General features: G+C 56.1%; 19 protein-coding genes and 1 rRNA gene. 17 read left to right on the top strand and 3 right to left on the bottom strand.

The window, feature by feature from the left end:
* Positions 1 to 18 precede the first annotated feature (18 nt).
* The 6 genes from DFP98_RS10560 to ligA all read left to right on the top strand — a co-directional run bounded on the left by DFP98_RS10560 (position 19) and on the right by ligA (position 9,125).
* Entirely contained in the window at positions 19 to 1,383 is a 1,365-nt protein-coding gene (locus DFP98_RS10560; RefSeq protein ID WP_181917606.1) for an ABC transporter substrate-binding protein, read from the top strand.
* A gap of 87 nt (positions 1,384 to 1,470) precedes the next feature.
* Positions 1,471 to 2,415: a carbohydrate ABC transporter permease gene (locus DFP98_RS10555; RefSeq protein WP_116060555.1), complete on the top strand. Its 945-nt coding sequence runs from the start codon at positions 1,471 to 1,473 to the stop codon at positions 2,413 to 2,415.
* 12 nt (positions 2,416 to 2,427) lie between these two features.
* Complete coding sequence (locus DFP98_RS10550; RefSeq protein WP_116060554.1) at positions 2,428 to 3,267, top strand: carbohydrate ABC transporter permease; 840 nt, start codon at positions 2,428 to 2,430, stop codon at positions 3,265 to 3,267.
* Between the two features lie 37 nt (positions 3,268 to 3,304).
* Positions 3,305 to 4,222: a dihydrodipicolinate synthase family protein gene (locus DFP98_RS10545; protein ID WP_116060553.1), complete on the top strand. Its 918-nt coding sequence runs from the start codon at positions 3,305 to 3,307 to the stop codon at positions 4,220 to 4,222.
* Positions 4,223 to 4,297: 75 nt separating this feature from the next.
* Positions 4,298 to 6,733, top strand: a complete 2,436-nt coding sequence (locus tag DFP98_RS10540; RefSeq protein ID WP_220377077.1) for a LamG domain-containing protein — start codon at positions 4,298 to 4,300, stop codon at positions 6,731 to 6,733.
* A gap of 373 nt (positions 6,734 to 7,106) precedes the next feature.
* Positions 7,107 to 9,125 (top strand): NAD-dependent DNA ligase LigA, encoded by a 2,019-nt coding sequence (gene ligA, locus DFP98_RS10535; protein ID WP_116060751.1) that lies wholly within the window; start codon positions 7,107 to 7,109, stop codon positions 9,123 to 9,125.
* Positions 9,126 to 9,757: 632 nt separating this feature from the next.
* Here ligA and DFP98_RS10530 read toward each other — a convergent pair.
* On the bottom strand, positions 9,758 to 10,174 hold the full coding sequence (locus DFP98_RS10530; protein WP_116060551.1) for a DUF4395 domain-containing protein: 417 nt from the start codon (positions 10,172 to 10,174) through the stop codon (positions 9,758 to 9,760).
* A gap of 70 nt (positions 10,175 to 10,244) precedes the next feature.
* Complete coding sequence (locus DFP98_RS10525; RefSeq protein WP_116060550.1) at positions 10,245 to 11,114, bottom strand: AraC family transcriptional regulator; 870 nt, start codon at positions 11,112 to 11,114, stop codon at positions 10,245 to 10,247.
* A gap of 130 nt (positions 11,115 to 11,244) precedes the next feature.
* On the opposite strand from DFP98_RS10525, the gene DFP98_RS10520 reads away from it, so the two are divergent.
* Complete coding sequence (locus tag DFP98_RS10520; RefSeq protein WP_116060549.1) at positions 11,245 to 12,204, top strand: phytanoyl-CoA dioxygenase family protein; 960 nt, start codon at positions 11,245 to 11,247, stop codon at positions 12,202 to 12,204.
* Between the two features lie 169 nt (positions 12,205 to 12,373).
* On the opposite strand, the gene DFP98_RS10515 is transcribed toward DFP98_RS10520, so the two are convergent.
* The gene (locus tag DFP98_RS10515) at positions 12,374 to 13,408 is read right to left on the bottom strand and encodes a LacI family DNA-binding transcriptional regulator (protein ID WP_116060548.1); all 1,035 of its coding nucleotides are present in this window, start codon (positions 13,406 to 13,408) and stop codon (positions 12,374 to 12,376) included.
* Positions 13,409 to 13,611: 203 nt separating this feature from the next.
* On the opposite strand from DFP98_RS10515, the gene DFP98_RS10510 reads away from it, so the two are divergent.
* From DFP98_RS10510 to DFP98_RS10465, 10 genes are all read left to right on the top strand, one after another.
* On the top strand, positions 13,612 to 15,159 hold the full coding sequence (locus DFP98_RS10510; RefSeq protein ID WP_116060547.1) for an ABC transporter substrate-binding protein: 1,548 nt from the start codon (positions 13,612 to 13,614) through the stop codon (positions 15,157 to 15,159).
* A gap of 60 nt (positions 15,160 to 15,219) precedes the next feature.
* Entirely contained in the window at positions 15,220 to 15,717 is a 498-nt protein-coding gene (locus tag DFP98_RS10505) for a hypothetical protein (protein WP_116060546.1), read from the top strand.
* Between the two features lie 2 nt (positions 15,718 to 15,719).
* Positions 15,720 to 16,604: a carbohydrate ABC transporter permease gene (locus DFP98_RS10500; RefSeq protein WP_116060545.1), complete on the top strand. Its 885-nt coding sequence runs from the start codon at positions 15,720 to 15,722 to the stop codon at positions 16,602 to 16,604.
* Between the two features lie 5 nt (positions 16,605 to 16,609).
* A complete protein-coding gene (locus tag DFP98_RS10495; protein WP_116060544.1) occupies positions 16,610 to 17,443 on the top strand; it encodes a carbohydrate ABC transporter permease in 834 nt (277 codons plus the stop codon).
* A gap of 48 nt (positions 17,444 to 17,491) precedes the next feature.
* The gene (locus DFP98_RS10490) at positions 17,492 to 18,724 is read left to right on the top strand and encodes a cellulase family glycosylhydrolase (protein ID WP_116060543.1); all 1,233 of its coding nucleotides are present in this window, start codon (positions 17,492 to 17,494) and stop codon (positions 18,722 to 18,724) included.
* Entirely contained in the window at positions 18,721 to 19,386 is a 666-nt protein-coding gene (locus tag DFP98_RS10485; RefSeq protein WP_246016490.1) for a D-sedoheptulose-7-phosphate isomerase, read from the top strand. The genes DFP98_RS10490 and DFP98_RS10485 overlap by 4 nt, the downstream gene beginning before the upstream one ends.
* Positions 19,383 to 20,366, top strand: coding sequence for an ROK family protein (locus tag DFP98_RS10480; protein ID WP_181917604.1), 984 nt, complete (start codon positions 19,383 to 19,385; stop codon positions 20,364 to 20,366). The genes DFP98_RS10485 and DFP98_RS10480 overlap by 4 nt, the downstream gene beginning before the upstream one ends.
* Before the next feature lie 57 nt (positions 20,367 to 20,423).
* Entirely contained in the window at positions 20,424 to 22,751 is a 2,328-nt protein-coding gene (locus tag DFP98_RS10475; protein WP_116060542.1) for a glycoside hydrolase family 2 protein, read from the top strand.
* A 278-nt stretch (positions 22,752 to 23,029) separates the two neighbouring features.
* On the top strand, positions 23,030 to 24,790 hold the full coding sequence (locus DFP98_RS10470) for a PAS domain-containing sensor histidine kinase (protein ID WP_147310161.1): 1,761 nt from the start codon (positions 23,030 to 23,032) through the stop codon (positions 24,788 to 24,790).
* A 370-nt stretch (positions 24,791 to 25,160) separates the two neighbouring features.
* Positions 25,161 to 25,258, top strand: a 16S ribosomal RNA gene (locus DFP98_RS10465); the annotation flags it as partial.

Below are 25,258 nucleotides of genomic sequence, written 5' to 3'. Positions count from 1 at the left end.
GGGAGGATGATGGGAAGCATGCTCAGAGGAAAAAAGGGGTTCGGGCTTGGAGCGGCGGCGCTGGCGCTAATGCTGCTGATCGGCGGGTGCGGAGCGTCCAGCGGGAACGAAGCGGCGGAGAGCGGAAGCAGCCAGCCGGCATCGGCAGGCGGAGAAGCGATCGACTGGAACACGGTCAAGGCGGACATTCGCTTCGTCTACCCGGGAACGTCCGAGGCGGAGAAGGAGCTGGCCGAGCAGTTCAAGGCCAGAATGAAAGAGAAATATCCGAACGTCAATATCGAATATATGTATCTGTCGTGGGCGGATATGGAGAAGAAGCTGGCCGTCATGCTCAATTCGGGCGACGTACCCGATCTGACGCAGACGCAGGACGTGACGAATCTCGTGAGGCTGAACGGGCTGGAGGACTTGACGCCGTACTTCGAGCGGGAGGGCGAGCAGCTGAAGAAGGAGGATTTCCTCCCCGGCACGATGGAGTACGCCCAGGAGGACGGCAAGCTGTATGCAGTGCCGAACCTTGCCAATTCCTTCACGCTGATGGTCAACGAGCGGATGCTGAACGAAGCGGGGATGAAGCTGGAGGACCTGCAGACTTGGGAGAACGTCGAGCAAGCGGCCAAGGCGATGACGAAGGACGGCAAGTACGGCTTCGGCTATCCGCTCGGCACGGCGCGTTTCGCCTTCCGCGTGCCTTTTACGGCGGCGTACAGCAACGATTTGCTGCTGAGCGATACTTCGGATGCGAGCAAAAACAAATATTTGGAGACGCTGCGCCATTTTCAAAACCTTGAGCCGTATCAGCCGAAGGCGCACCTTACCTGGGGCTATCCGGAGATGTTCCGGGCGTTCAGCAACGGCGAAGTCGGCATGATCGCGGCTGGGACGTTCTTCACGGCCAACGTGTACAGCATCAATCCGGATATCGTTAACGTGTCGCGGACAATTGCTTACCCGCACGGTCCGTCTTCCTCCTCGGCCAAGGCGCCGGTGTCCAACGTCGGGATCGCGATGTTCAAGAACGGCAAAAACAAGGAGATCGCCTGGAGGCTGATGCAGGAATGGTCGTCCCAGGAATTCAACAGTACGGCCGCATCCGTCGTTAACGTAACGGCGATCAAGAGCACAAGCCTGGACGAGATCATGAAGAAGGCCGAGAAGGTGTATCCGAAGGCGATCGAAGGCCACAAGACGCTGCTGAACGATTTCAGCCGTCTGCTGGACGAATCGGGCGTCCCGATGGACAAGATTCCGGGACAGAGCGAGATGGAGGTCGTCGTGCAGGAACAGATGGTGAAGCTGTTGACCGGCAAGGCGACCGTCGAGGATACGTACGCCGCCATCAAGGACGGCATAGACAAAATCAAGGCCAAGCTGGAATAGGGCCGGACTCCGGGGGAGCTGCGTGCCGAGGCACTGCGGCTCCTCTTGGCTTCAAGGGGTACGGAGCAGAGAAAGGGAGCGGGAGATATGTCCGACATACTGCGGATGGAACAACGGGCTCCGTCGCTCGGCAAGCGGCGGAGACGCGCTTCGGCGTTTTTTCGGGAATTCGGCTTCGGGTATTTTTTGCTGGCGCCCGTCGTCCTTTATATTGTGATCTTTCAATTTTATCCGTTGGTGGAGACGGTCCGGCTGAGCTTGTACGACTACTCGCTCATTTCCGGGCGCGGCATGTCGTTTAACGGCTTCGACAACTACAAGGAGCTGCTAATGAACGACAACGCCTTCTGGCGTATATTCAAGAACAGCCTAGTGTGGGTGCTCGGTTCCACCGTGCTGCAATTCGCCATCGCCATTCCGGCGGCGCTGATCCTGTTCGGGAAAATCCGGATGAGAGGGCTGTGGCGGGGATTGATGATGGTTCCGTGGGTGTCGCCCGTCGTCATTATCGGCATCGTCTGGAAGTGGATTTACGACGGTCATTACGGGCTGTTTAACCACTATTTGAAGCTGGCCGGCTTCATCTCGGAAAATATCGTCTGGCTCGGGGACGAGGTGTTGGTCTGGCCCGCGCTGCTGCTGACGTCGGCGTGGAAGGGGTTCCCCTACATTACGCTGATGATGCTGTCCGGCTTGACGGGCATCTCCAAGGAAATGATCGAGGCGGCCCATATGGACGGCGCCTCCGCCTGGCAGCGATTTACGCGAATTACGCTGCCGATGCTCAAGCCGATCATGTACGTGACCGGACTGGTCAGCATCGTGTCCTCCTGGACGAAATTCGAGATGATCTGGGCGCTGACGAACGGCGGGCCGGGATATGCGACCAGCATATTGCCGACCTATCTGTATACGAATTCGTTCGTGTATTTCGATCTGGGCAAAGGCTCCGCGATCGCCGCACTGTCCATGGCGATGGTGCTCGTTCTCGTTGGCCTGTACGCCCGGCTGTTCGGCCGGAATCTGGAATAGAGGTGACGCATTATGAAAGAATCGTTGGTCCAAAGAACGGCCAATTACGTCTGGCTCGCGCTGCTGATGGCTTTTACGCTGCTGCCGTTCGCTTGGCTGATCGATACGACGCTGAAGCCGGACAACGAAATATTCCTGTCCGTACCGACCTGGATCGTGGACAACTTGACTTGGGAGCATTACCGTTGGGCGCTGGGCGACGCGGGGCTGAGATTGCCCCGGCTGCTGCTCAACTCCATCGTCGCGTGCGGCGCTACCGCGCTGATCACCGGCGCGATCTCCTGCATTAGCGGCTACGGGCTGGCCCGTTATAAGGTGCCGGGCGTCGGACTCGTCGTCGTCCTGATCGTGCTGGCGCAGATGATTCAAGGCCCGCTGATTATGATTCCGTGGTACAAAATGGCGGCGGCCTTTTCGCTGCTCAATACGAAGGCGATTCTGGTCATGATCTACGGCACATTGACGATTCCGGTCGGGGTATGGATCATGAGCGGGTTTTTCCGCACGATTCCGACCGAGCTTGAGGAGGCTGCGGCTATCGACGGAGCGGGCAAATGGCGCACGCTGTTCACCGTCATTATTCCGCTCGCCTTGCCGGGACTCGTATCCATCGCGCTGTACGCTTTTATTCTCGGATGGAACGATTACCAGTATTCGCTCATTCTGACGAACTCGATCGAAGCGAAGACGGTTCAGGTCGGCATCGCCGAGCTGATGGAAAGCATGGGCTCCACGAACTGGGGCGGCCTGCTCGCCAGCGGCGTCATCGTCATATTGCCGATTATCGTCCTGTTCGCGTTTATTCAGAAATATTTGATCGAAGGCATGACCGCGGGAAGCGTGAAAGGTTGATTTTTCCGACGGACGCACATAAAAGGAGCTGTTGAAGATGACCCAATCGAACGATTTCAAAGGCATTTACACTGCGCTCGTTACGCCGATGCACGAGGACGGCAGCATCGACCACGAATCGCTGGTTCGTCTTGTCCAGCATTTGCAGGAGCAGGAGGTAACGGGATTTTACGTAGGGGGCAGCACCGGAGAGGGCTTTATCCTGAGCGGGGAGGAGCGGAAGTCGCTGCTGGAGACGGTTGTGCGGGCGGCCGAAGGGAAGTCGAAGATCATCGCCCATATCGGGGCGATCGGCACGGAAGCCTCCATCGAGCTGGCGCGGCATGCGCACGGGCAAGGCGTCGACGCGATGTCGGCGGTAGTGCCGTTCTACTATAAAACGACGGCGGACCAGATCAAGGAGCATTACTATGCCATTATGGCGGCCGTGCCGCTGCCGATGATCGTGTACCATTACCCGGGCGCGACCGGCGTCCAGCTGTCGATGGACTTCTACGAAGAGCTGGCGCGGCATCCCCAATGCATCGGCGTCAAGTTCACCTCGCTTAACCTGTTCGAGATGCAGCAGATTCGCGCTCGCTGCGGCGAAGACTTTCTCGTCTTCAACGGCCATGACGAGGTGTATGCGGCCGGCGCGCTTACCGGGGCCGACGGCGCAATCGGCAGCACTTACAATATGATGGCGCCGCTGTTCGTCCGGATGTATCGGGAGGCTGCGCGGGGAGGTTGGCAGCAGCTCCCCGCGTTGCAGGCCGAGGCCAACGAGGTCATCGCCCACATGGTTCGGTTCGACGTCATTCCGTACGAGAAATACATTTGTTACGCACAAGGCATCATCCGCACTCCGAAGACCAGGCAGCCTCTTAAGCAGTTGACGGAGGAGGAGACGGCGGCGATCCGCGTTTTTTACGAAGGCAACGGAACGCTGCGACAAGCGGCGGGTACAAGAGCGTAAACGCCAGAGGAACAGGAAACGGAATGGTTTGAATCGCATGTGCTGCCTATTTCGATCGAGGAGCTGACGAATACCATGAAAAATAACGCGACTGCTATAAGCTTCGTTTGTCCGTTTGCCGTTTTCGCGCTGCTTGTTCTGGCGTTATCCGCACCTATCGCCGCGGCCTCGCCCGCTGCCGACTATCTCATCGAGCCCAAACGAATATACGAGAACGACGGCTCCAACGACTTTTGGTGGACGCACACTCGCTGCGCCGCCATTCCCGGGCAGGGAGAGGCGGGCGGGCCGGCGATTCTATGCACCGCCTCCCAGGATTTGAACGACAATCATACCGACGTGTTTTACGACATCGGCTATACGATTAGCACGGACCTTGGCGAGAGCTGGACTCCTTATTCCGTTATTCCGCAATATCAATGGAAGACGCTGCCGAACGGCTACGGCGGCATGCTGATCGATCCCGTACCCGTCTACCATGCCGCCACCGGCAAGGTGCTCCTGCTCGGAATGGCTCAAACCTACGACGCCTCCTATGGCAAAAGGCAAACCTATCCCGCCTATGCCGTGTACGATCCGTCCTCCGGAACGTGGAGCTCCGATTGGCAGTTATTCTCTTGGCCGCCCGTATACGGTCATGCGGGAAGCTCTTACCCTTACGTCGACCAGCAGACGGGCAGCGTGCTATGGCCGATTCATTCGACGGCCGGTTCCGGCGCCTTGCAGGTCGTGACCGCGTCGTTCGACGGAACCGCGTTGGTCTACCAGAGCATGAGCGGCACAGTGGCGAACACCGGGTTGAACGGCAACCGATCGGGCATCGAAGCGTCGTTGACCCGGTTCGGCGGCGAATATTTTCTGACCAGCCGGGACGATTCCTATAATCGGTTGGCCAAAAGCGCGGACGGCCTGCTCTGGCAGCCTGCCGTCGATTTGCTGTGGGAGGACGGCACTCCCGTGTCCGGCAGCATGAACACGCAGATGCATTGGATCGCGCGTCCGGACGGCCTCTATCTCGTATACACCCGTCAGGATTCGATCAATGAAGATATGTTCCGTTACCGCGCGCCTCTATGGATGGCGGAGGTGAATCCGGCAACGCTGCGGTTGATGAAAGAAACCGAGCGCATCGTCATGCCCAATACGACGGACCGGGCACAGCTCGGCAACTTCGGAACGTTGGACGTGACGCCGGAGCTGAGCATCGTGACGAGCAATGAATGGAAGTCGCTGCAGCCTAATAGCACGATCGTGTCCCGTATCTGGTGGAACCGGTCTTTGCTGGGAAGCTGGGCGCTCAACGAAACGGCCGGCACCGTCGCCGCAGACGATTCGGCAGCGGGACGAAGCGGCGCGATTCTGGGCGCCGTTCCAGGCGCGGAGGGCCGTTTCGGCGCCGCTCTGAGCTTCGCGGCGGAGAGAGATCGCGTCGATCTGGGCAGTCCGGCCGACGGAGCTTTCGATTTTGGGACGTCGCAGGACTTTACCGTGTCGGCCTGGGTACGGACGAGCCATACCGGCTCAATTCAATACATCGTGAACAAGGGCGATACGAACGCCGCGTTCTGGCTTCGTTTCGAAGCCGACGGCAAGCTGCGCTTCCTACTCGATTACGGCAGTACGTACGATGCCGTGCAATCCGCCGTCTCCTATGCGGACGGCAAGTGGCACCATGTCGTCGGCTCGGCCGACCGGGATGACGGGCTGAAGCTGTATGTGGACGGAGCGCTTGCCGCGCAGACGTCGACGATGGTCGGCGGGAGCGTGACTACCGCTTTGCCGCTGACGATCGGCGCCGATTCGGCTTTAACGATGAAGGGGCTGATCGACGAGGTCAAGCTATACAACTACGCCCTTGGCCAAGAAGAAGTACGGGGCTTGGGCGGCATGGCCGGAAGCTGGAGCTTCGACGAGTCGGGTGCGGGGATCGTGACGGCTAATGACGCCAACAGCTACGAATACGGCATGCTGCTTAACGGTGCGTCGCGCAGCTCCGTGGGCAGATCCGGAGGAGCCGTTCGATTCGGCGGGAGCGGGCAGTTCGTCAAGCTGGGCGATCCGGATTCCGGCGCCTACGACTTCGGCACGGACGGCGATTTCACCTTAACCGCCTGGTTCAAGACCGACGTGTCCGGCACGTTCAAATATATCGCGAACAAAGGCGATACGAATGCCAGCTACGCCCTGCGAATCGAAAGCGACGATACGATCCGCTTCTGGCTCGATTACGGCAGCACCGCGGATCAGGTACAATCCTCTGCGGGATATGCGGACGGCCAGTGGCACCATGTCGCCGCCGTCGCGGATCGAGACGCCGGGTTGAGACTGTACGTAGACGGGGTGCTGGTCGGGGAGAACGCCTCGCTGCTCGGCGGCGATATTTCCAACAAGCTGTCGCTAACGATCGGCCATAACTCCGCGCGGACGATGGACGGACTGGTCGACGAAGTCAAGCTGTATCGCTATGCGCTGACCGCCGCGGAGATTGCTGCGGAAGCCTCGCAAAGCTAGCCTTTTCCGACAAACAGAATATTCAAAGGTTTTTAGAAAACTGCGTAGAATTAAATTCTATGCAGTTTTTTCTTTCTGGAGAGTTCAGTTCGCGATGGGAGCGGCGAGAAATCGAAGCATACTGAGTCGGCCTGGAGCGGCTAATGGCATGGAAGCTGGAGCTGCAAGCTGACTTAGTCGGTCTAGAGCAAGCTCCAACTCCTTCAATGAAGGCGACTGGCTCCCGGGTATCATTTGGCGGCTTTCCGAGCTACAATAGACGTAGATGTTGTTCAGTAAGTCGGAGTTTGATCACTCGAACTTGTTGAACATTCACACTTAAGAGAAGCCCGAGATTACTTTTAATTAAGAGGGGACAACGTGCATGGCGCAAATGGAATTGCTGGAACGGATGCGGAACCTCGTGGACGAGTTAAATGCGCATGGCCATCGTTATTATACGGAGGATAATCCGACGGTCAGCGACAAGGAATACGATGCTCTCTACGACGAATTGACCGCTCTTGAAGCGTCGATGGGCACGGTGTTGCCGGACTCCCCGACGCGTAGAGTCGGCGGAGACATTCTGAAAGGCTTTGAGCCTCACCGCCATTTGTCCCGGCTGTGGAGCCTGGACAAAGCGCAGGATATCGAGGATCTGACCGCATGGCTGGCGCGCGTCAATAAGCTGATTGCCGACTACAACGCCAAAAATCCGGAACAGCCGCTCCCTGATCCGGAGTACGTCGTCGAGCTGAAGTTCGACGGACTGTCGCTTAATCTGACTTATGACGGCGGGGAGTTGACGCAGGCCGCGACGAGAGGGAACGGAGAAGTCGGAGAAGGCATCTTGGCCCAGGTTCGTACGATTAGGACCGTTCCTCTGACGGTCGGGTACAATGGCGGAACGGTCGAGGTTCAAGGCGAGGGCTTTATGCGGCTCTCCGTGCTGGAAAAGTATAACGAAACGGCGGCGGAGCCGCTTAAGAACGCACGTAACGGCGCCGCCGGGGCGCTCCGCAACCTCGACCCGAGGGTGACGGCTTCGCGCAAGCTGGACGCGTTCTTCTACAACGTCGGTTTTTCGGACGGAATTTCGTTCGCCAACCACCGCGAGATGATGGCGTTCCTGCGGGAAAATAAGTTTCCGGTGAATCCGTACATCGCCTATTTTTCGAATGTGGACGACCTTGTTAAGGAGCTTGAGTCGATCGTCGCACGTCGCGGAGAGCTGGATTATTTGATCGACGGAGCGGTCGTCAAGCTGACCGATATGAGAACGCGCGAGGCGCTTGGTTATACGGACAAATTTCCTCGTTGGGCCGTCGCCTTCAAATTCGAGGCCGAGGAAACGACAACCGTGCTCGAGTCCGTCTCTTGGGAGCTGGGCCGTACAGGCAAAGTGACTCCGCTTGCTCGCGTGGAGGCTGTCGAGTTGGCCGGAGTGACCGTGCAAAATTGTACGCTCAACAACATCGGCGACATCGAACGGAAAAACTTGTTGAATGCGCTCGGAACGAGGGTCTTTATTCGCCGTTCCAATGACGTTATTCCGGAAATACTCGGCAAGGCGGATGACGAGGAAGGAGCGGCGATCGCCGTTCCCGAGGTATGTCCCGGCTGCGGCTTCCCGCTTGAGATGCGCGGAGCTCATCTGTTCTGCAACAATCGTCTCGGCTGCAAGCCGCAAATTATCGGACGAATCACCCATTTTGCTTCGCGCGATTGCATGGATATCGAGACGTTCAGCGGTAAGACGGCGGAGCAGTTGTATGATGAGCTCGGCGTTCGGGAGCCTGCTGATCTATACAGCCTGACCCTGGAGCAGTTGGTCGGATTGCAGCGGTTCGGAGCAAAGAAGGCGTCCAACTTGCTCGATGCGCTGGAGAAGTCGAAGTCCCGCGGGCTCGCTTCGTTCCTGAACGCGCTCGGTATTCCGAATACGGGCAAGGCGACGACGAAAATGCTGGCCGATCATTTCGGAGACCTGGACCGCCTGATGGTCGCGGAAGTGGAAGAATTGATCGGCTTGCCGGACGTCGGCGGCATCGTCGCTGAGAGCATCTATTACTACTTCCGCGACCCGCTTAATGAAGCGAGCATCGCCCGGATGCGCGAGCTTGGCGTGAGGGCGGAAGCTGCCGCCCCGGCCGCTGCGAGCGCGGACGCGAACCATCCTCTCTTCGGCAAAACGGTTGTGCTAACCGGTACGTTAACGCTGATGACGCGGGACGAAGCCGCCAAAAAGCTGGAAGCGCTCGGTGCAAAGGTGTCAGGCAGCGTATCCAAGAAAACCGACCTCGTCATTGCGGGCGAGAGCGCAGGCAGCAAGCTGACCAAGGCGCGCGACCTCGGCGTTCCCGTGCTGGAGGATGAGGAAGAGTTGGTTCGCCTTCTCGGCGGCACGGAATAGAACAAATCGATAAAGCCTCTGCGCTCACTTTACAAGTGGGGCAGGGGCTTTTTTCTTCTTTTAAACAGATTCGGCAGTCGTGACGTGACGTAACGTGGTGGGGCGGAGCGGTGAGGCGAGGCGAGGTTGTGGAGATAAAGGCAAATTGACCGTTTTCAACGGTTGAAGGCAAAAGGCGGGGAGTCCCCAATGTTGTCAGTTTAAGCCTAAACCTACTCACTCCACGGTCCAGCCGATTAGATTATGCTCTAGCCAACCGGAGCCGCGGAATGGAGGCCAAAAAAGTGCCCTTATGCTACCCAAGCCGCGGAGTGGTGATAGGTGAATAAGTGTCTGAGAGTGACTAAATCGGTCCGTCTGAGCCGATGACAGGTGAATAAGTGTCTGGGAGGGACTAAATCGATCCGTCTGAGTCAGGTGGAGGCCAAAAAAGTGCCCTGGTGTCAACCAAGCCGTGGAGCGGAGGCCAAATCAGTGCCTTATTGCCCAACGGCCGGAGTAACGCATAGACCGTTTAATCTGGTCGACCTCAAGGAACGGCAACCTGTGCCGTTTTTGTCTTGACGATGCCGTCGCAATATATATTCGTATAATTATATTTTCATGCACCAAAGTATGTGGGGGATTTGCCGTTAATTCCGGCGAAAACGCCCCGCGCGTATCTGTTTGATCCAGAAATAGATCGTGCAACCGATGCAGAACCCGACCAGCGCCGCCCCGGCTGCCAACAGCAGCATGGCTACGAAGGCGTATCCGGCAATGTCCCAGCCCAGGCCGAAAAAGACTAGCGCAAGCGTAAGAAACAGGACGGCCAGCAGATTGTTGAAGCGCTGCAGCTCAAGCGCCTGCATTTCTTCTCCTTTATTTTTAAGCGCGAGCTTGGCGATCTGTACAAATAGATTCAGCTTTCCCTCGGTAAGCAGTCCGGCCAATTGGATGGCCCACAGGGCTGCTAAAATCCAAATCTGATGCAGCAGGAAAAATAAAATAACCGATAGCACGATTCCCGCTTGGTTTGCCTTTACATATCTCATAGGAACTTCGCGCATTCAAATCACCTCAATGTCGATAAGTTTACTTGAGATTATCCTAATCGATTGAGGCGGCGTTCGCAATAGGTTAGATCATCCGTTTTCGTGAACGATAAGCGCTTGGAGACAAGCCGGACATACGGCGGAACCATTTGCAAAAATAATGAATGCTCCCGAATTGCAGCGTATCCGCGATCTCCGTCACCGACAGCCCGGTCGTTTCGAGGTACCTTTGTGCGACTTGAAGCCTCATCCTCTGATGATCGGAATGAGGGGAGGTTCCGGCGATTTCCTTATAAACTTTTGAGGCGTAGTCGTGGCTATACCCCGTGATCTCCTCCAGCCACTCCATCCGGTAATCCTCTTCCGCACGCTTTTCGAGCGCAGTGCGAATCCGTTCGACGATGTCGTTGCGCCTGGTCGGGGCGGAATCGGCATTGGCCGTTCTACGTAGACGAACGTAAAGTCGAATCATCGCGGCGCGAAGAGCCAGCGGCGCATATTCGTCCCGACGATCAAATTCCTTAACCAGCTCTTCGAAAAAAGGAAGCGCCCATGACCCGACTAGCGAGCAGGGGGGGATCAGGGCGTTCGGAACGTCGTCCGAGGCAGAGGAGCCGTGAACGATTTCCGGAGAATGCTCGATGTTGCGTACGGAGGGATGATGCGGCCGGTCGACGTATTCGGATTCATCGGGTGCGAAGTGCAAGCCGAACAGGACGAAGGGATCGTCTGTATCGGCGGAGATTCGGTGCGGAACCTCCGGGCCGTAGCCGAGCAGGCAACCCGATTCCACGGGGTGCACTTGACCGTTGATCGTGATCTCGCCCTTCCCTTTTTCAACGTACAGCCACTGATAATCATCGATTACTCTCGGACCGAACGTCTCTCCCGGCCGGCAGGCAAGTCGATTTGCATAATGAACGATAGGGTTGAATTTGCGCTCGTTGTCGGACATGGGCGATACCTCCTGACGATAAACGAAAAAGCCGATAAATGACAAATACGACCCGGCTGCCGCTAAATCCTTCTATCTTCTCTCTATGATAATATGGCATCAAAATCAATATTCCAAGGAGAGATGAATCGTGAAAGAACAGCCGGTCAAGGACAATAATCTAAGTCCGATCGCAGGGACGTTTCTAGACTCTTCACCGTTGCTTGCCGATTCCGAGGCGCTTCGAGGCCGAGCGGAGAAGGACGGCATGCTTTTCTTCAAAGGGCTTATTCCGCGGGAGACCGTACTGAAGCTGAGGCTTGAAGTCATGGAGATTCTGGAAAGTCGCGGCTTGATGGATTCCCGCTATTCGCTGATCGACGGGATGGCCGATGTGGAAGCGGTTAATCGCCATTCCGACGAAGAGCTTCGCTGGAATGGCGTAGGGGTGACGAGGGATATCTATCGGGCGATTCAGGGGTTGGAGTCTTTTCATGCAATGGCCCATCACGAAAAGCTGCTCTCCATGTATCGCACGTTATTCGGCTACGAGCCGTTCCCCCATCCCAGAAATATCGCCCGGGTGATGCTGCCCCATCGAGATGCCACAATCACGCCGTCTCATCAGGATTTTCTTCATATACAAGGAGAAACCGAAACTTGGACGGCCTGGATTCCTCTTGGAGACGTTTCCCGTCAGTTAGGCGGTCTCGCTGTGCTGAAAGGCAGTCATAAAGCCGGATTGCTGGGCGTTACGGAAGCGCCGGGAGCCGGCGGGCTGGAAACGATTCTGTGCGGCCTTGATTACGAATGGCAGACGATCGATTTCGAAGCCGGAGACGTGTTGACCTTTAATAGCTTGACCGTTCACAAGTCGATGCCGAACCAGGAGCCGGGGCAAATCCGAATGTCCTGCGATTTCAGGTACCAGGCTTTGAAGCCGGACACGGTCATCGAGCCCGGCTCGCTGCTGCCGCACGGTCCGTATACGTGGGAGGAACTGTACGAGGGCTGGCAGCGTCAAGATTTGCAGAGATACTGGGAAAGCATCGGATTCCATTATTCGAAGTACGATGAATCGATCCGCTGGCAGAAGGAAAAGATTTGCTGATGGTTGTGCGCGAAGAGGCTGTCCCATAAGCAGAGTTGTACAAGATGATCGATCAGAAAAAGTGCATGTATCTCCTGGAGACTGCCTCATAGAGATGCATGCACGGCAACATTCTCTATCGATCATCTTTTCGTACGACTCTTTTTAATTATGGGACAGCCTCTTTCGTTTATTTTATTGCCGGAGGGGCCACGGATTTGCGTACGACCAGCTCGGGCTTCACCATAATTTTGTTGCGGGGCGCATCCGGGTGATCCATACGCCACAGCATGAGGTTCACGGCTTGGATGGCGACCTGCTCCCGCTGATAATCGAGCGAACTGATCGGCGGGGATTGCCATTGGCAAGACTCCAGGTTATCGAAGCCGATAATCGACACGTCGTCCGGCGTGCGGATACCTTGCGCGGTCAAAGCGTGATTGACGACGAAGGCTATCGGATCGTTCGCGCAGAAGAAGGCGGACGGCAAGTTCCCGTAATCCAGCTTGGACGGAATTATATCGAAGTGGATGTCTCCGAACGAATCGGCGAAATGAACGTCGTACATATATTCGGAGCGGCGCTCCAACCCCCAGAAATCGAGCGCGTCGCAGAAGCCGCGGTAGCGGGCGAGAAATCCCGGAGACAGCTTATTGTCGCCGATGTACCCGATGCGAATGTGGCCGTTTTGCACGAAGTGCCGTACCGCCAGGAATGCCCCCTCATAGTGATCGACCATCACCGAATCGATCTCCGCATAAGGAAATTCATGATCCAGAAGGATGATCGGCTTGTTCAAGCCGACCATCCTTTCTACGCTTTTCGCGGAAATTCTCCCGAACAAAAACAAGGCGACGACATCCTTGTCGCGGAAGACGGCCTCGTCCGTCATTTCTCCGGATACCGACAAAGCCTGCAGGGACGATTGAAAGCCGAGCTCCTTCAACGTCTTATCGATGAAGAAATAGGAAGCCATCGTATGAGCCTCGGTCATAAAGCGGGGATCGACGACGAACAGCACCCGTCCGCTTTGGGAGGTATGCGACGTTGAAAGCGCAGGCGCGCTCTCTGCGAAGTCTTTGTAGCCTAGCTTTATGGCCGTATCCATGACGGCTTTTCTTGTTTCCGGACTAATGCCATCGAGACCGCGCAGCGCCTTGGAGACGGCTGCCGTCGACAAGCCCAACTGTTTGGATATATCGAGCAAAGTGACTTTTTTCGCCATGGAAACCCCCGGGTATACATTTATAGTCTCATTTTAACAATAATAGCCATGAAGCGGAAGTATGAATTAACTACATCTTAACATTGGGAATTGCTTTAATCCAGCATTTATCTCGGAAAATTAACTAAAAATTAATCTTTGACTAATTAATAAAAAGAAAATAATATCAAATTGTGGTTAATAAATTTCGGGAGGGTCTCTACATGAAAAAGGGATTGAGCAATTCCGCAAGCTCCGCTCTGCTGATTCTGCTGCTCGTCGCACTTACTCTGACGGCTTGCTCCGGCAATAGCGGCGGCTCCGCAACCGATAGCGGTTCGCCTTCGTCCTCTGCGCCGTCTTCGGCTTCCGCTTCAAAGCAGCCGGACGACAACAAGCCGGTGAAGTTAAGAATTACAACCCAGATGTTTACGCCAACAGAAGACAAAACGCCGACGGAAGGCACGCCGGTTCCAAGAGTGGCGCTTGACAAGATTATCGAGGATTTTACGAAAGAGAACCCGCACATTAGCGTGGAGATCTTGAAAGCGCCCACAAGCTCGCAAGAGGAATACTTGACCTGGATGACGACGAAGATCGCCTCTGGCGACGCTCCGGACATTACTTGGGCGACGGATACGCCGCAGAACATGGTCGGCCAGGGCTGGTTGCTGCCGATCGACGATTATCTCGATCAACCCAACCTGTACGTCGATGCGAATGCGAAATGGCTGGACACCTTTACCAATGCGGAGATTATTACGAAGTTCAGCGACGGCCAGAGGTACACGGTTCCGATTATGCAAGCCGCAGGCGATTCCACGACTTTCTTCTATAATATTGATATTTTCGAAGAGCTGGGTCTCGCCGTTCCGAACACATGGGCCGAATTCGTATCCGCGCTTACCAAGATCAAGGAGGCCGGATACATCCCGATTATTCCGACTGTAGAGAACAAAGGACCTACGTTATGGCAGATGCTTCAGGTTTCCGTACCGATTCTCACGAATAAATTCATCGGCGAGTACAATTACACTGGCGCCAAGACGCCCGAGGAGATGGCTGGAGATGAATGGATCCGTTCCATTCATAAGGGGATCGTCTCCCAGGACAAACCGGAAATGCAAGAAGTGTGGAAGCAATACAAGGCGTTCGCCTCGTTATGGCCGCAGGGCTGGGCGACGCAGGATATGAAGCCGCTATGGCAGCAGGGGAAAGCCGGAATACGCGAAGGAGGAATGTGGGAGCTGAGCTCGGAGCTGAGCGATACGAAGCGTTCGTTCCGCTGGGGAATGTTCTCGAAACCGTATATCGGGTCCGACTCGACGCCGCTGGCGGCGGATTATGAGAAGCAGCAAGGCTTTCCGAAAAATATCCAAGCGATGTTCAACCTGGCGATCGTCAAGCCGACCGTCGAGAAAGCGGGAACGACCAATGCGGCAATCCAATTTCTTCATTATTTGACCAAGGCGGACGTCAACGAATATCTGGTTAACGAAATTCCGGTCGGACGTCCGACGGTAAAAGGGGCCGAAGCTCTCTCTCTATTCGACGGAATCAAGGAATCCGAATCGCCTATACTCCCGGATATTAACTTCGGCATGAACGTCTGGTTCGATTCGGAAACGTATGATGCCGTTCGCCGCAACGTAACGAACTGGGTCGATAACAAGATGGACGACAAAACCTTCTTCGCCAATATCGAGAAAGCGTTCCGGACCGGAGCCGATCAGGTGATCGCTTCCCAGAAGCTGGATACGTCGAAGTGGTAAGGAATCATGCGCGGGAGGGAGGGGCATAGCCCCCTTTCCGCGTCGCCGAGGTGAACGGGAATGAGAAGCAAAGGATGGATTTGGCTTGCGGTGCTGGTCTTCGCGGCAGTGCTGGTCGTCATCGGACTGCTGGAGAACAATCGGGAGGTCGTCATTCGTTCCAGCCTGGAGACGGAAACCCTGCCCGCGGACGGTAAAAGCGTGATGAAAGTACGGATCACAGTAACGAATCCGGACGGTACTCCGCGGGGCGGGGACGAGTTGACCCTTGTCCGCACGGAAGGCTACGGCCAATTAAAAGCGAGTCGAATCAAGACAAATGCCGACGGCGAAGCCTCGTTTGACTACTACTCGTATCGCGAAGGGCCTTTTACGCCGATTGTAGACAATCGGATCGCGATTACCGACATTTCCGTCGGCAAGATTATCGGCATTAAGAAGAAGGCTTTCGTCGACATTCCCGTCGTCAAGCCGTCGGGAACGGATGCCGAAGGCGAAGAGGACGGCGGCAAGCCTAAGCCGAACAAAAACGGACACATTCAACTGGGAGGGGGATAACGATGAGCCGTCAATGGCGCGAAAGCTTGCAAGCCTATCTCTTGCTGCTGCCGATCATCGGCGGTTTGCTCTTGTTCGCTTATTATCCTCCGATTCGCGGGTTGGGGCAGGCCTTTTTCGATTGGGACGCGGCGACCGACAAATGGTCGTTCGTCGGCTTGACCAACTTCACCAGAATGGCGCACGACGAAGTGTTGTTGAATTCGATTCCCAACATGCTGATCCTGCTGTTCGGAGGACTCGTCATCGGAGTTACGGTGCCGTTGATCGTAGCGGAGTTGATCTATTTCGTCCGCGATCCGAAGATGAAATACTTTTACCGGGTTGTCCTGCTCGTTCCGCTGGTCGTTCCCGGCGTCGTCGGGCTGCTTGTCTGGAATTTCATCTACGATCCGAACATCGGGCTTATTAATTCGCTGCTGGATTACCTGGGGCTGGAATCGTGGAAGAGAGGCTGGCTCAGCGACGGAAGCACGGTGTTGTTCTCCATGCTGTTCATGGGTTTTCCTTGGGCGGCGGGGATCGGTCCATTGATTTATCTGTCCGGGCTGATGAACATCCCGACTGAGGTGCTCGACAGCGCCAGGCTTGACGGGGCGACCTCGTGGAAAAGAGTGCGTTACATCGATATTCCGCTCGTGACGGGACAGATCAAATTTTTCATCGTTACGGGAATGATCGGGGGACTGCAGGACTTTGGCCGCCAACTGGTGCTGACGGACGGAGGGCCGGGCTATTCCTCCATGGTTCCCGGCTACCACATGTACAAGCAGGCGTTTACGTATAACAATTTCGGTTACGCCAGCGCGATCGGCTTGATGCTGTTCCTGTTCGCGCTTCTCCTGACCATCGTCAGCATGAAATATATTCAATCGGACCGGGGGTGAAGAAGATGGCCAAGAGCAAAGCGCAACTGCTGCTGCATCTCGTCATTTTATTGCTGCTGTTCATGAGCGTGTATCCCCTAGCCATTCTGCTGTTCGGATTTACGAAGGACGGATTGGAATTCCAATATAATCAGTTCGCGCCTTCGCTGCCTCTTTGGTTTTCTAACCTCGAGCCGGCGTGGGAGCGAATCGGTCGACCGGTATGGAATACAGTGTTCGTCGCCGGGCTGATTACGGTCGGGGGCGTGTTTCTCTCCTCCCTGGGCGGATTCGTATTCGCGCGAATGCGATTTTACGGCAAAGAGGTTCTGTTCTATTTCATTATCGCGCTAATGATGGTGCCCGGCATTCTCGGGCTCATTCCCTGGTATCTTCTGATCCGGGATCTCGGGCTGGTCAACTCCTTATGGGGACTCATTCTTCCCGGCATCTTCGGCGCTCCGATTTTCGGGATTTTTCTGCTGAGAGGCTTTTTCGCCTCGATCCCGGAGGAGTTGTTCGAAGCCGGCAGATTGGACGGCTGCGGGAATTTTCGCTTGTACTACCGGATCGCGGTGCCGGTTTCGTTATCGATTCTGGCGACGCTGGCCGTCATGCAGGTCATGAATGTGTGGAACGACTTGGTCGGTCCTTCGATCATCCTTACCGATCGGGAGATTTTCACGATTGCCGTGGCGCTGCGGGATTTCTCGGCGGAACTGAGCACGAAGGGGGCGGAGACGAACTATCCGCTGCTGTTCTCGGCATACGTCATTTCTTCGGTTCCGCTTATCCTTCTCTTCGCCTTCGCCAGCAAATATTACGTGGAAGGGCTAACGTCTTCGGGCATTAAGCTGTAACAACGATAGCGCCGGGCGCATACCGGCTCGACGAGGGGAGCAACAGAGATGAAGCGAGCGCCAATGCTGTTGTCGGCGGCTATGTTATGTTTGCCGATGCTATCCGGCTGCACCGGAAGCGAACGGCCCGATTCCGGCTGCGGCCAAGCGACCGGGCTTTGCGTGGACGCGAACGGCGTACTTACGAAGGACGGCAAACCCTATAAGGGAGTCGGGGTCAATTACTTCAACGCGTTCTCGCGAACGCTGGCCGATCCGACCGACACCTCATACCGGAACGGCCTGGACGTACTGGCCGAGTATCAAATTCCGTTCATCCGGTTTATGGCGGGCGGGTATTGGCCGAACGACAACAAGCTGTATCTTGAGAACAAAGAGCGATACTTCGAACTCATGGACGATTTCGTCAAAGCCGCGGAGGACCGCGGAATCGGATTGATTCCTTCATTATTCTGGTATCACTCGAACGTGCCCGATCTGGTCAAGGAGCCTCGCAATCGCTGGGGCGACCCGGAGAGCCGAACGATCGCGTTCATGCGTCGGTACGTGGCCGACGTTGTCGGCAGATACGCGGATTCCCCGGCGATCTGGGGCTGGGAATTCGGCAACGAATATAACCTGGAACAGGACCTGCCGAACGCGGCCGACAATCGTCCGGCAATCGCAGGCGAGCTGGGTACGGCGATGGAGCGAAGCGAGGAGGACGACTTAACGGGGGAGATGGTCGCTACCGCCTATCGGTTGTTCTCGGAAGAAGTCAGGAAGTACGACAAGCATAGAGTCGTCATCGGCGGCGGCAGCATTCCGCGGCCTAGCCAATGGAACCAACGGGAGCGCGGGACTTTCGACCAAGATACGGAGGAGCAATTCGCGCTTGCTCTGGAGGAGGGCAATCCCGATCCGCTGGACGTGCTTTCCGTTCACTACTATTTATATGAAAATACGCGCTTCGGCGCACCTCTCGATACGGATAAAACGCTAGGCTTGATGCAGGAAACGGCCCGTAAGCTCGGAAAGCCGCTTTTTATCGGTGAGTTCGGCGTCGGAGAAGCGGAGGAAGAAGGCGGGCTCGTCGATCATGAACTGGCTGAACGGAGATTCGGGCAATTGCTTGAAGCGATGGAGAAGGCGGACGTGCCGCTGGCCGCGCTGTGGGTGTACGATTACTGGTCGCAGAAGGATTGGAGCGTAACGGGCGACAACAATCGGGACTATCAGCTTCGGGCGCTTCAAGCGTGGAATGGGAGATTGGCCGAGCCGGCGGGAGGCGGAGCGTCATGAGCGAAGTAGATGAAGCTAAGATGCGGGGCCAGCCGGTTTGGCAGGCCATGCTGCGCAAGTATCCGGATTTGGAGGTTTGCTTGCCGGATATCGGACGCGCGCTGGAATTATTAATAGAAACTTACCGCTCAGGAGGTAAAGTGCTGCTGTGCGGCAACGGGGGAAGCGCCTCGGACAGCGAGCATATCGTCGGAGAGCTGATGAAGGGCTTTATGAAGAAAAGAAGCTTGCCGCCGGAGGAGCGCGAGAGGTTTCTGCGCAGCGATCCTCTGGAGGGAGCCCGCTTGGCGGAAGGCTTGCAGGGGGCTCTGCCGGCAATCTCGCTGGTTAGCCAGACGGCGCTCCTGACGGCGTACGGCAACGATGTCGACGCGGAGATGATCTTCGCCCAGCAGGTGTACGGCTACGGGAGGCCGGGAGACGCGCTGATCGGGTTGAGCACTTCGGGCAATTCGCCCAACGTCATCCGGGCGATGCAGGTGGCGAAGACGCTTGGGCTGCGCACTGTAGGTCTGACCGGCGAGGGCGGCGGAAGAATGCGCGAGGCGTGCGAGGTGGCGATCCGCGTTCCCTGGCAGTCGACTCCAGACGTGCAGGAGCGGCATCTTCCGATCTATCACGGCCTGTGCATCTGCCTGGAAGAGGAGTTTTTCGGATCATGAACGTCCTGGCGGGAATCGATATCGGGGGGACGAAGTGCGCGGTTTGTCTGGGAGCGACGGGAGGGGCGGAGAGTGAGGGAATTCGGCTGATCGATAGAGTCGCTTTCCCTACGAACGGAGAACCGGATGCGATACTGTCCCGCTTGGCGGAGGAGCTGGAGCGGCTGCTTGCCAAGCATGGCTTCTCCTCTCCGGATGCCGTCGGCGTAAGCTGCGGCGGACCGCTGGACAGCCGTCGGGGGCTGGCGCTTTCTCCGCCGAACTTGCCTGGCTGGGACCGGATCGACGTTCTTAAGCCGTTCCGGCAGCGATTCGGAGTGCCCGTCGCCCTGCAGAACGACGCCAACGCCTGTGCGCTGGCCGAATGGAAGTGGGGGGCCGGTCGGGGGGCTGCCAACGTCGTGTTTCTGACATTCGGTACGGGTATGGGCGCCGGCTTGATTTTGAGCGGTCGGCTGCATACAGGAACGAACGATATGGCAGGCGAGATCGGACATGTCCGGCTGGAGCCGGACGGACCGGTCGGCTACGGCAAAGCCGGCTCCTTCGAAGGCTATTGCAGCGGAGCGGGAATCGCCCAATTGGCTCGGGAGGCTGCCGCCGAACGTCTGGCCCGCGGGGAAGCGGTCGCGTTCTGCCCTCGGGAGCGGGATATCCCTTCCGTTACGGCGCTGGCCGTTGCGGAGGCCGCCCATGCGGGCGACGAGCTGGCGCGGGAAATCTATCGCTTCGTCGGCCGGCAGCTTGGGAGGGGACTGGCGATTCTGGTTGATATGCTGAACCCGGAGCGAATCGTGATCGGCAGCATTTACGCCAGGCAGCGCGAGCTTCTGGAGTCGGCGATGACGGAGGCGCTGGCCAGCGAGGGGCTATCCTTGTCGCTGTCCGCATGCCGCATCGTTCCGGCTGAATTAAATGAGCGCGTTGGGGATTACGCCGGCTTATCCGTGGCGGAGGAAGCCCGGATCGCCAATCTATAGATACTGCCGTCTCTCTTGCGCGAGCGGACGGAACGGCGGGAAACGGAGGAGAACGGAGTGCGAACAATCAGTCTTAACGGAACGTGGAAGCTATACGGCTTGCCGCAGCGGGAGAGCGGAATGATTCATCCCGATCGGCTGAAGGATGGCGGACCGACTTCGCTGGAGGCCGAAGTGCCCGGGAACGTGGAGTTGGACATGCAGCGGGCAGGGAGGCTGGAGGACCCGTACGGAGGGAGTCGGATCGGCGAACTGAAAAAATACGAGCTGTACGAATGGTGGTACGAGAAAGAGTTTGAGACGCCGGTCCCTCGCCAGGGCGACGGCCGGATCGAGTTGGTCTTTCATGGCGTCGACTGTCTCGCGACGTACTGGCTGAACGGCGAGGAGTTGGGAAGCAGCGACAATATGCTGATTTCGCATATGTTCGACGTCACCGGCAAGTTGAAGCAGGAGGGAGCGAACCGCCTTCATATCCGTCTGCAATCGCCGGTTCTGGAGGCGATGGGGCGCGAATACGATCCGTCGATGTGGGCGATGGACTACAACTGGGCGCAGCTCTGGGTGCGCAAAGCGGCTCACGGCTTCGGCTGGGACATTATGCCCCGCGCGGTGTCCGCAGGACTGTGGAGGGACGTCGAGCTTGCCGTTCACCGGGAAACGGAAATCAAGGAGCCGTATTTCTATACGCGAAGCGCCGACGATAAAGGAGCATGGATCGGAGCGCTTTATAGCGTACAAGCGGACCCTTTGCTATTAGGCGAACTTACACTGCGCATCGTCGGTACTTGCGGAACCTCCCGGTTCGAGAAGTGCTGTCCGGTTCATTTTTCCTCGGGCAATGTTGAATTTCGGGTCGACCATCCCCATCTATGGTGGCCTCGCGGTTACGGGGCCGCGAATGTGTACGAGGTTCGCATGGAGCTGCGCCACCGGGACGACGTACTGGCGGAGCGGACGGATACGTTCGGCATTCGCACGGTGGAGCTGATCAGAAGCGAGACGACTTCGGCGGAACGTCCGGGAGAGTTTCTGTTCAAAGTCAACGGGGTCCCGATCTTCTGCAAGGGCTCCAACTGGGTGCCGGCCGATATGTTCCATAGCAAGGACAAGGCCCGCATCCCGCGCATGCTCGATCTGTTCGCCGAAATGAACTGCAATATTGTCCGCGTATGGGGAGGCAGCGTCTACGAGGATCACGATTTCTTCGACCGTTGCGATCGCGAAGGATTTCTGGTGTGGCAGGATTTCTCGCTGGCGTGCGGGCTGTATCCGCAGACCGAGGAGTTTTACGCGAAAATTCGCGAGGAGGCGCGTTTCGTCGTGCGCAAGCTGAGAAACCACCCTTCGCTCGCTCTATGGTGCGGGGACAACGAGATCGACCAATTCAGCCTCAACCGGGGCATCGATCCGGCGCTTAACCGGATTTCCCGCGAGGTGCTGCCAGCGGTCGTCTCCCAATGCGACCCGTATCGGCCCTATCTGCCCAGCTCTCCGTATCTGTCGCCCGGCTTCTGGGAGAAGAAAGACCTGTCGTTGTTGCCGGAGGAACATTTGTGGGGACCCCGGGATTACTATAAGAGCAAATATTATACGGAGAGCAAAATGCACTTCGTCAGCGAAATCGGCTATCACGGCTGTCCGGACGTCGAATCGATCAAGCGGTTCATCGACGCGGACCATCTCTGGCCCTGGCAAGACAACGAGCAGTGGGCGATCCACGCCTCCGATCCGATCGGCACAAAGGGGACGTGGGGGTACCGGATCGGGCTGATGGCCAATCAGATCAAGGAGCTGTTCGGCGAGGTGCCGGACCGGCTTGAAGACTTCGCGCTGGCTTCGCAAATTTCCCAGGCCGAGGCCAAGAAGTTTTTCGTCGAGATGACGCGGCTGAAAAAATGGCGCAGGACAGGCATCATCTGGTGGAACATGATCGACGGCTGGCCGCAGTTTTCCGATGCGGTGGTCGATTACTATTTTAATAAGAAGCTGGCTTTCCAATACTTGCAAAACGTGCATCGCGATCTGTGCGTCATGATCGACGAGCCGTCCGACTGGCACGTCCGGGTCGTGTTGTCCAACGATACGTTGGAGGAGAAGCGGGGAACGTACCGGGTATGGGACGCCGATTCGGGCGAGAACCTGCTGGAAGGGCCGTTCGTCTCCGCCGTTAACGGCAATATCGAGCTGGGCCGCATTCGGATCTCGCATAGCGACCAACGGATGCTGCTCATCCGCTGGACCGTCGACGGTCAGACGTACGGCAATCATTATCTGCTCGGCTTTCCGGCGTTTTCTTTGGAGAAGTACAAGGGGTGGTTGAAGCATCTGGGCGGTTCGATGCCGAGCGGTTCAGTTATGGAGATGGGAAAGTCCCGTGAATAGAACTCGACTAGAAAAGCCCTCGGCTTTCCCGTTATCGGGAACCGAGGGCTTTTTACGATGTTCGAGGGGCGGAGATAACGAGCTGGATCGCAACAATCAGGCTCGATGGACGGATTATTCGCTCAGTGAGAGATAAGGAGATAGCATTCTTTTACGGAGCTTCCGTTAACATACAGGATTTTGCAGAGGAATGGTGAATAGTATCTCAAGTATCTCATTTCATATTCAGGGTGATTAACATTAGCGAAAATTTGCTCTTAGACGTCAATAAGCGATTAATGCTTCTGAATGCTTTCCTGAATTTGACTTCGGATGCGGTATATGTCGTCGATCTGAACGGTATTGTGTTGGAAGCAAACAAGAAATTCGAGGAGCTGCACGGTTGGAGCCGGGAGGAGATCGTCGGCAAGGAAATTCCTCTGGACCCGGCCGTCCGAGTCGAATCCAAGCAGATATTGGAACGAATTAGGCGCGGAGAACAAATCACGGTGCTCGAAGCGGTCAAGAAGACGAAACAGGGCACCTATTTTCATACAGACGTGACCATCTCGCCCGTACACGACGAGGAAGGGGTCCTAGTCGCGGTCATCGCGATCGAAAGGGATACGACGGAGAAAAAGAGAGCCGAGGACAAGCTGAGGGAGAGCGAGGAACGCTACAGGGTATTAGTAGAACGCTCGCCCGAGCCGATCGTCGTTTATCGGAATTATGAGATCGCTTTCGTGAATCAGGCCGCTTTGCGTCTTATGGGCGCCGATCGTCAGGAGCAGTTGCTCGGTCAGCATGTCTCGCGATTCCTTCCCGCTGAAGAAATGGTCAAGTTGCCGACGGCTCTTGCGGAATTGATGTCTGGCAACGCATCGTCCGACCGCGTGGAGAAACACTTGATTCGGCTCGACGGAAGCCTCATCTATGTGGAAGCGACGGCAGTCGTGATCGACTTTCAGGGGGAAACGGCCGTTCAGCTCTTAATCAGGGATATGACGGACCGCAAACGGGCCGAGCTGGAGCTTGCTGCAAAGGAAAAGGAGTTCAGCCGAGTAATCAAGCTATCCCCCGAACCGATCATTTTACATCAAGCGGGTATGATTACTTTTGTTAACGATGTAGGCGTTAAGCTATTGAAGGGACAGTCCAACCAGGATTTCGTCGGGAAGCCGATTGTGGACTTTTTCTGTTCCAGTTATCTTCCGATTATTGTAGAGAGAATGACGAAAGTCGTACAAATAGACGCAATGATGGATTTCATCGAGATGAAGCTGAAAAGGCTGGACGGGGAGTTGGTAGACATCGAGGTGGCTTCCATCTGCGTCAATCGGACTTCGGCTAATCCCGTCGTACAATTGGTCATTCGGGATTTGTCCGAGCGCAAAAGAACGGAAGAAATGATCCGCAGGTCGGACAGGCTATCGATCGCGGGGGAGCTGGCCGCGGGCGTGGCGCACGAGATTCGGAATCCGCTGACCGCTCTCAAAGGGTTCCTGCAGTTGCTACAAGTCCAAAATACCGCTTACGTTGACATCATGCTCATGGAGATCGATAGAATAAGCTATATCGTAAACGAATTTCTGGGCATGGCCAAACCTCAGGTGAATCATTTCATCGAATGCGATATTTTGACTCTCATGAATAGCGTTATTGTCTTTATGAATCCTCAGGCGTTGCTGTTCAATGTAGAAATGAAGCTAACGACGAGTTCTCCCGAATACTTTGTTCCTTGCGAGTCGAACCAAATCAAGCAAGTATATATGAACGTTCTAAAGAATGCTATCGAGTCCATGCCATCAGGCGGCAGCATTGAAATATCGATGGAGAAGATAGGCGAGAGCATGGTTCTGACCCGCATCGTCGATCAAGGAGTCGGAATTCCTGAGGACCGGTTGGAGAAAATCGGAGAACCGTTTTTTTCTTTAAAGGAACAGGGAACGGGGCTGGGGTTAATGGTATGCCGCCGGATTATTGAAGCTCATAGAGGGAGTCTGGCGATCCAGAGCGTTGTGGGCGAGGGGACGACGATAGAGATTGCACTCCCGATTTAAAATGGAATATTTTGAGGGGTTGCCAATCTATGATGAAACGTGATATATTCTAATTCCGGCCGCGAGACGGACGGATAACGAATGAATTCGCAAAGTCGAATATCCTCGAAAAATATCGAATCTGGTAAAAATTGAGGGTTGCAAGACGGCGGCGAATGAGGTAAGATAAAGACCTTGCTTCGGGAACGGAGCGGACAAGCAACACCGATTGTTCTTTGAAAACTGAACATTGAGCGTAAGAAACAAAAACGTCGGAAGACGGCTTCGGTCGTCGGAAGGCAAACCAGCAGTGAATGAGCCTCAAAGGCTCTATGCGTTGGAGACTTTCACTCTCGGGACTTCCTCTGGAAGCCCTGCCGTGAAAGCTCCTTTCATGGAGAGTTTGATCCTGGCTCAGGACGAACGCTGGCGGCGTGCCTAATACATGCAAGTCGAGCGGATCTCTGATGGAGCTTGCTCCTGATGAGG

Origin of the sequence: Cohnella phaseoli, from assembly GCF_003386235.1 — a bacterium.
GTDB lineage: Bacteria > Bacillota > Bacilli > Paenibacillales > Paenibacillaceae > Cohnella > Cohnella phaseoli.
This window is presented reverse-complemented; position numbering and strand designations above follow the sequence as displayed.

Coding starts and splice junctions, on each gene's coding strand:
- DFP98_RS10560 (WP_181917606.1), top strand. CDS start 19: ATGCTCAGAGGAAAAAAGGGGTTCGGGCTTGGAGCGGCGGCGCTGGCG.
- DFP98_RS10555 (WP_116060555.1), top strand. CDS start 1,471: ATGTCCGACATACTGCGGATGGAACAACGGGCTCCGTCGCTCGGCAAG.
- DFP98_RS10550 (WP_116060554.1), top strand. CDS start 2,428: ATGAAAGAATCGTTGGTCCAAAGAACGGCCAATTACGTCTGGCTCGCG.
- DFP98_RS10545 (WP_116060553.1), top strand. CDS start 3,305: ATGACCCAATCGAACGATTTCAAAGGCATTTACACTGCGCTCGTTACG.
- DFP98_RS10540 (WP_220377077.1), top strand. CDS start 4,298: ATGAAAAATAACGCGACTGCTATAAGCTTCGTTTGTCCGTTTGCCGTT.
- ligA (WP_116060751.1), top strand. CDS start 7,107: ATGGAATTGCTGGAACGGATGCGGAACCTCGTGGACGAGTTAAATGCG.
- DFP98_RS10530 (WP_116060551.1), bottom strand. CDS start 10,174: ATGCGCGAAGTTCCTATGAGATATGTAAAGGCAAACCAAGCGGGAATC.
- DFP98_RS10525 (WP_116060550.1), bottom strand. CDS start 11,114: ATGTCCGACAACGAGCGCAAATTCAACCCTATCGTTCATTATGCAAAT.
- DFP98_RS10515 (WP_116060548.1), bottom strand. CDS start 13,408: ATGGCGAAAAAAGTCACTTTGCTCGATATATCCAAACAGTTGGGCTTG.
- DFP98_RS10510 (WP_116060547.1), top strand. CDS start 13,612: ATGAAAAAGGGATTGAGCAATTCCGCAAGCTCCGCTCTGCTGATTCTG.
- DFP98_RS10505 (WP_116060546.1), top strand. CDS start 15,220: ATGAGAAGCAAAGGATGGATTTGGCTTGCGGTGCTGGTCTTCGCGGCA.
- DFP98_RS10500 (WP_116060545.1), top strand. CDS start 15,720: ATGAGCCGTCAATGGCGCGAAAGCTTGCAAGCCTATCTCTTGCTGCTG.
- DFP98_RS10495 (WP_116060544.1), top strand. CDS start 16,610: ATGGCCAAGAGCAAAGCGCAACTGCTGCTGCATCTCGTCATTTTATTG.
- DFP98_RS10490 (WP_116060543.1), top strand. CDS start 17,492: ATGAAGCGAGCGCCAATGCTGTTGTCGGCGGCTATGTTATGTTTGCCG.
- DFP98_RS10485 (WP_246016490.1), top strand. CDS start 18,721: ATGAGCGAAGTAGATGAAGCTAAGATGCGGGGCCAGCCGGTTTGGCAG.
- DFP98_RS10480 (WP_181917604.1), top strand. CDS start 19,383: ATGAACGTCCTGGCGGGAATCGATATCGGGGGGACGAAGTGCGCGGTT.
- DFP98_RS10470 (WP_147310161.1), top strand. CDS start 23,030: ATGCTTCTGAATGCTTTCCTGAATTTGACTTCGGATGCGGTATATGTC.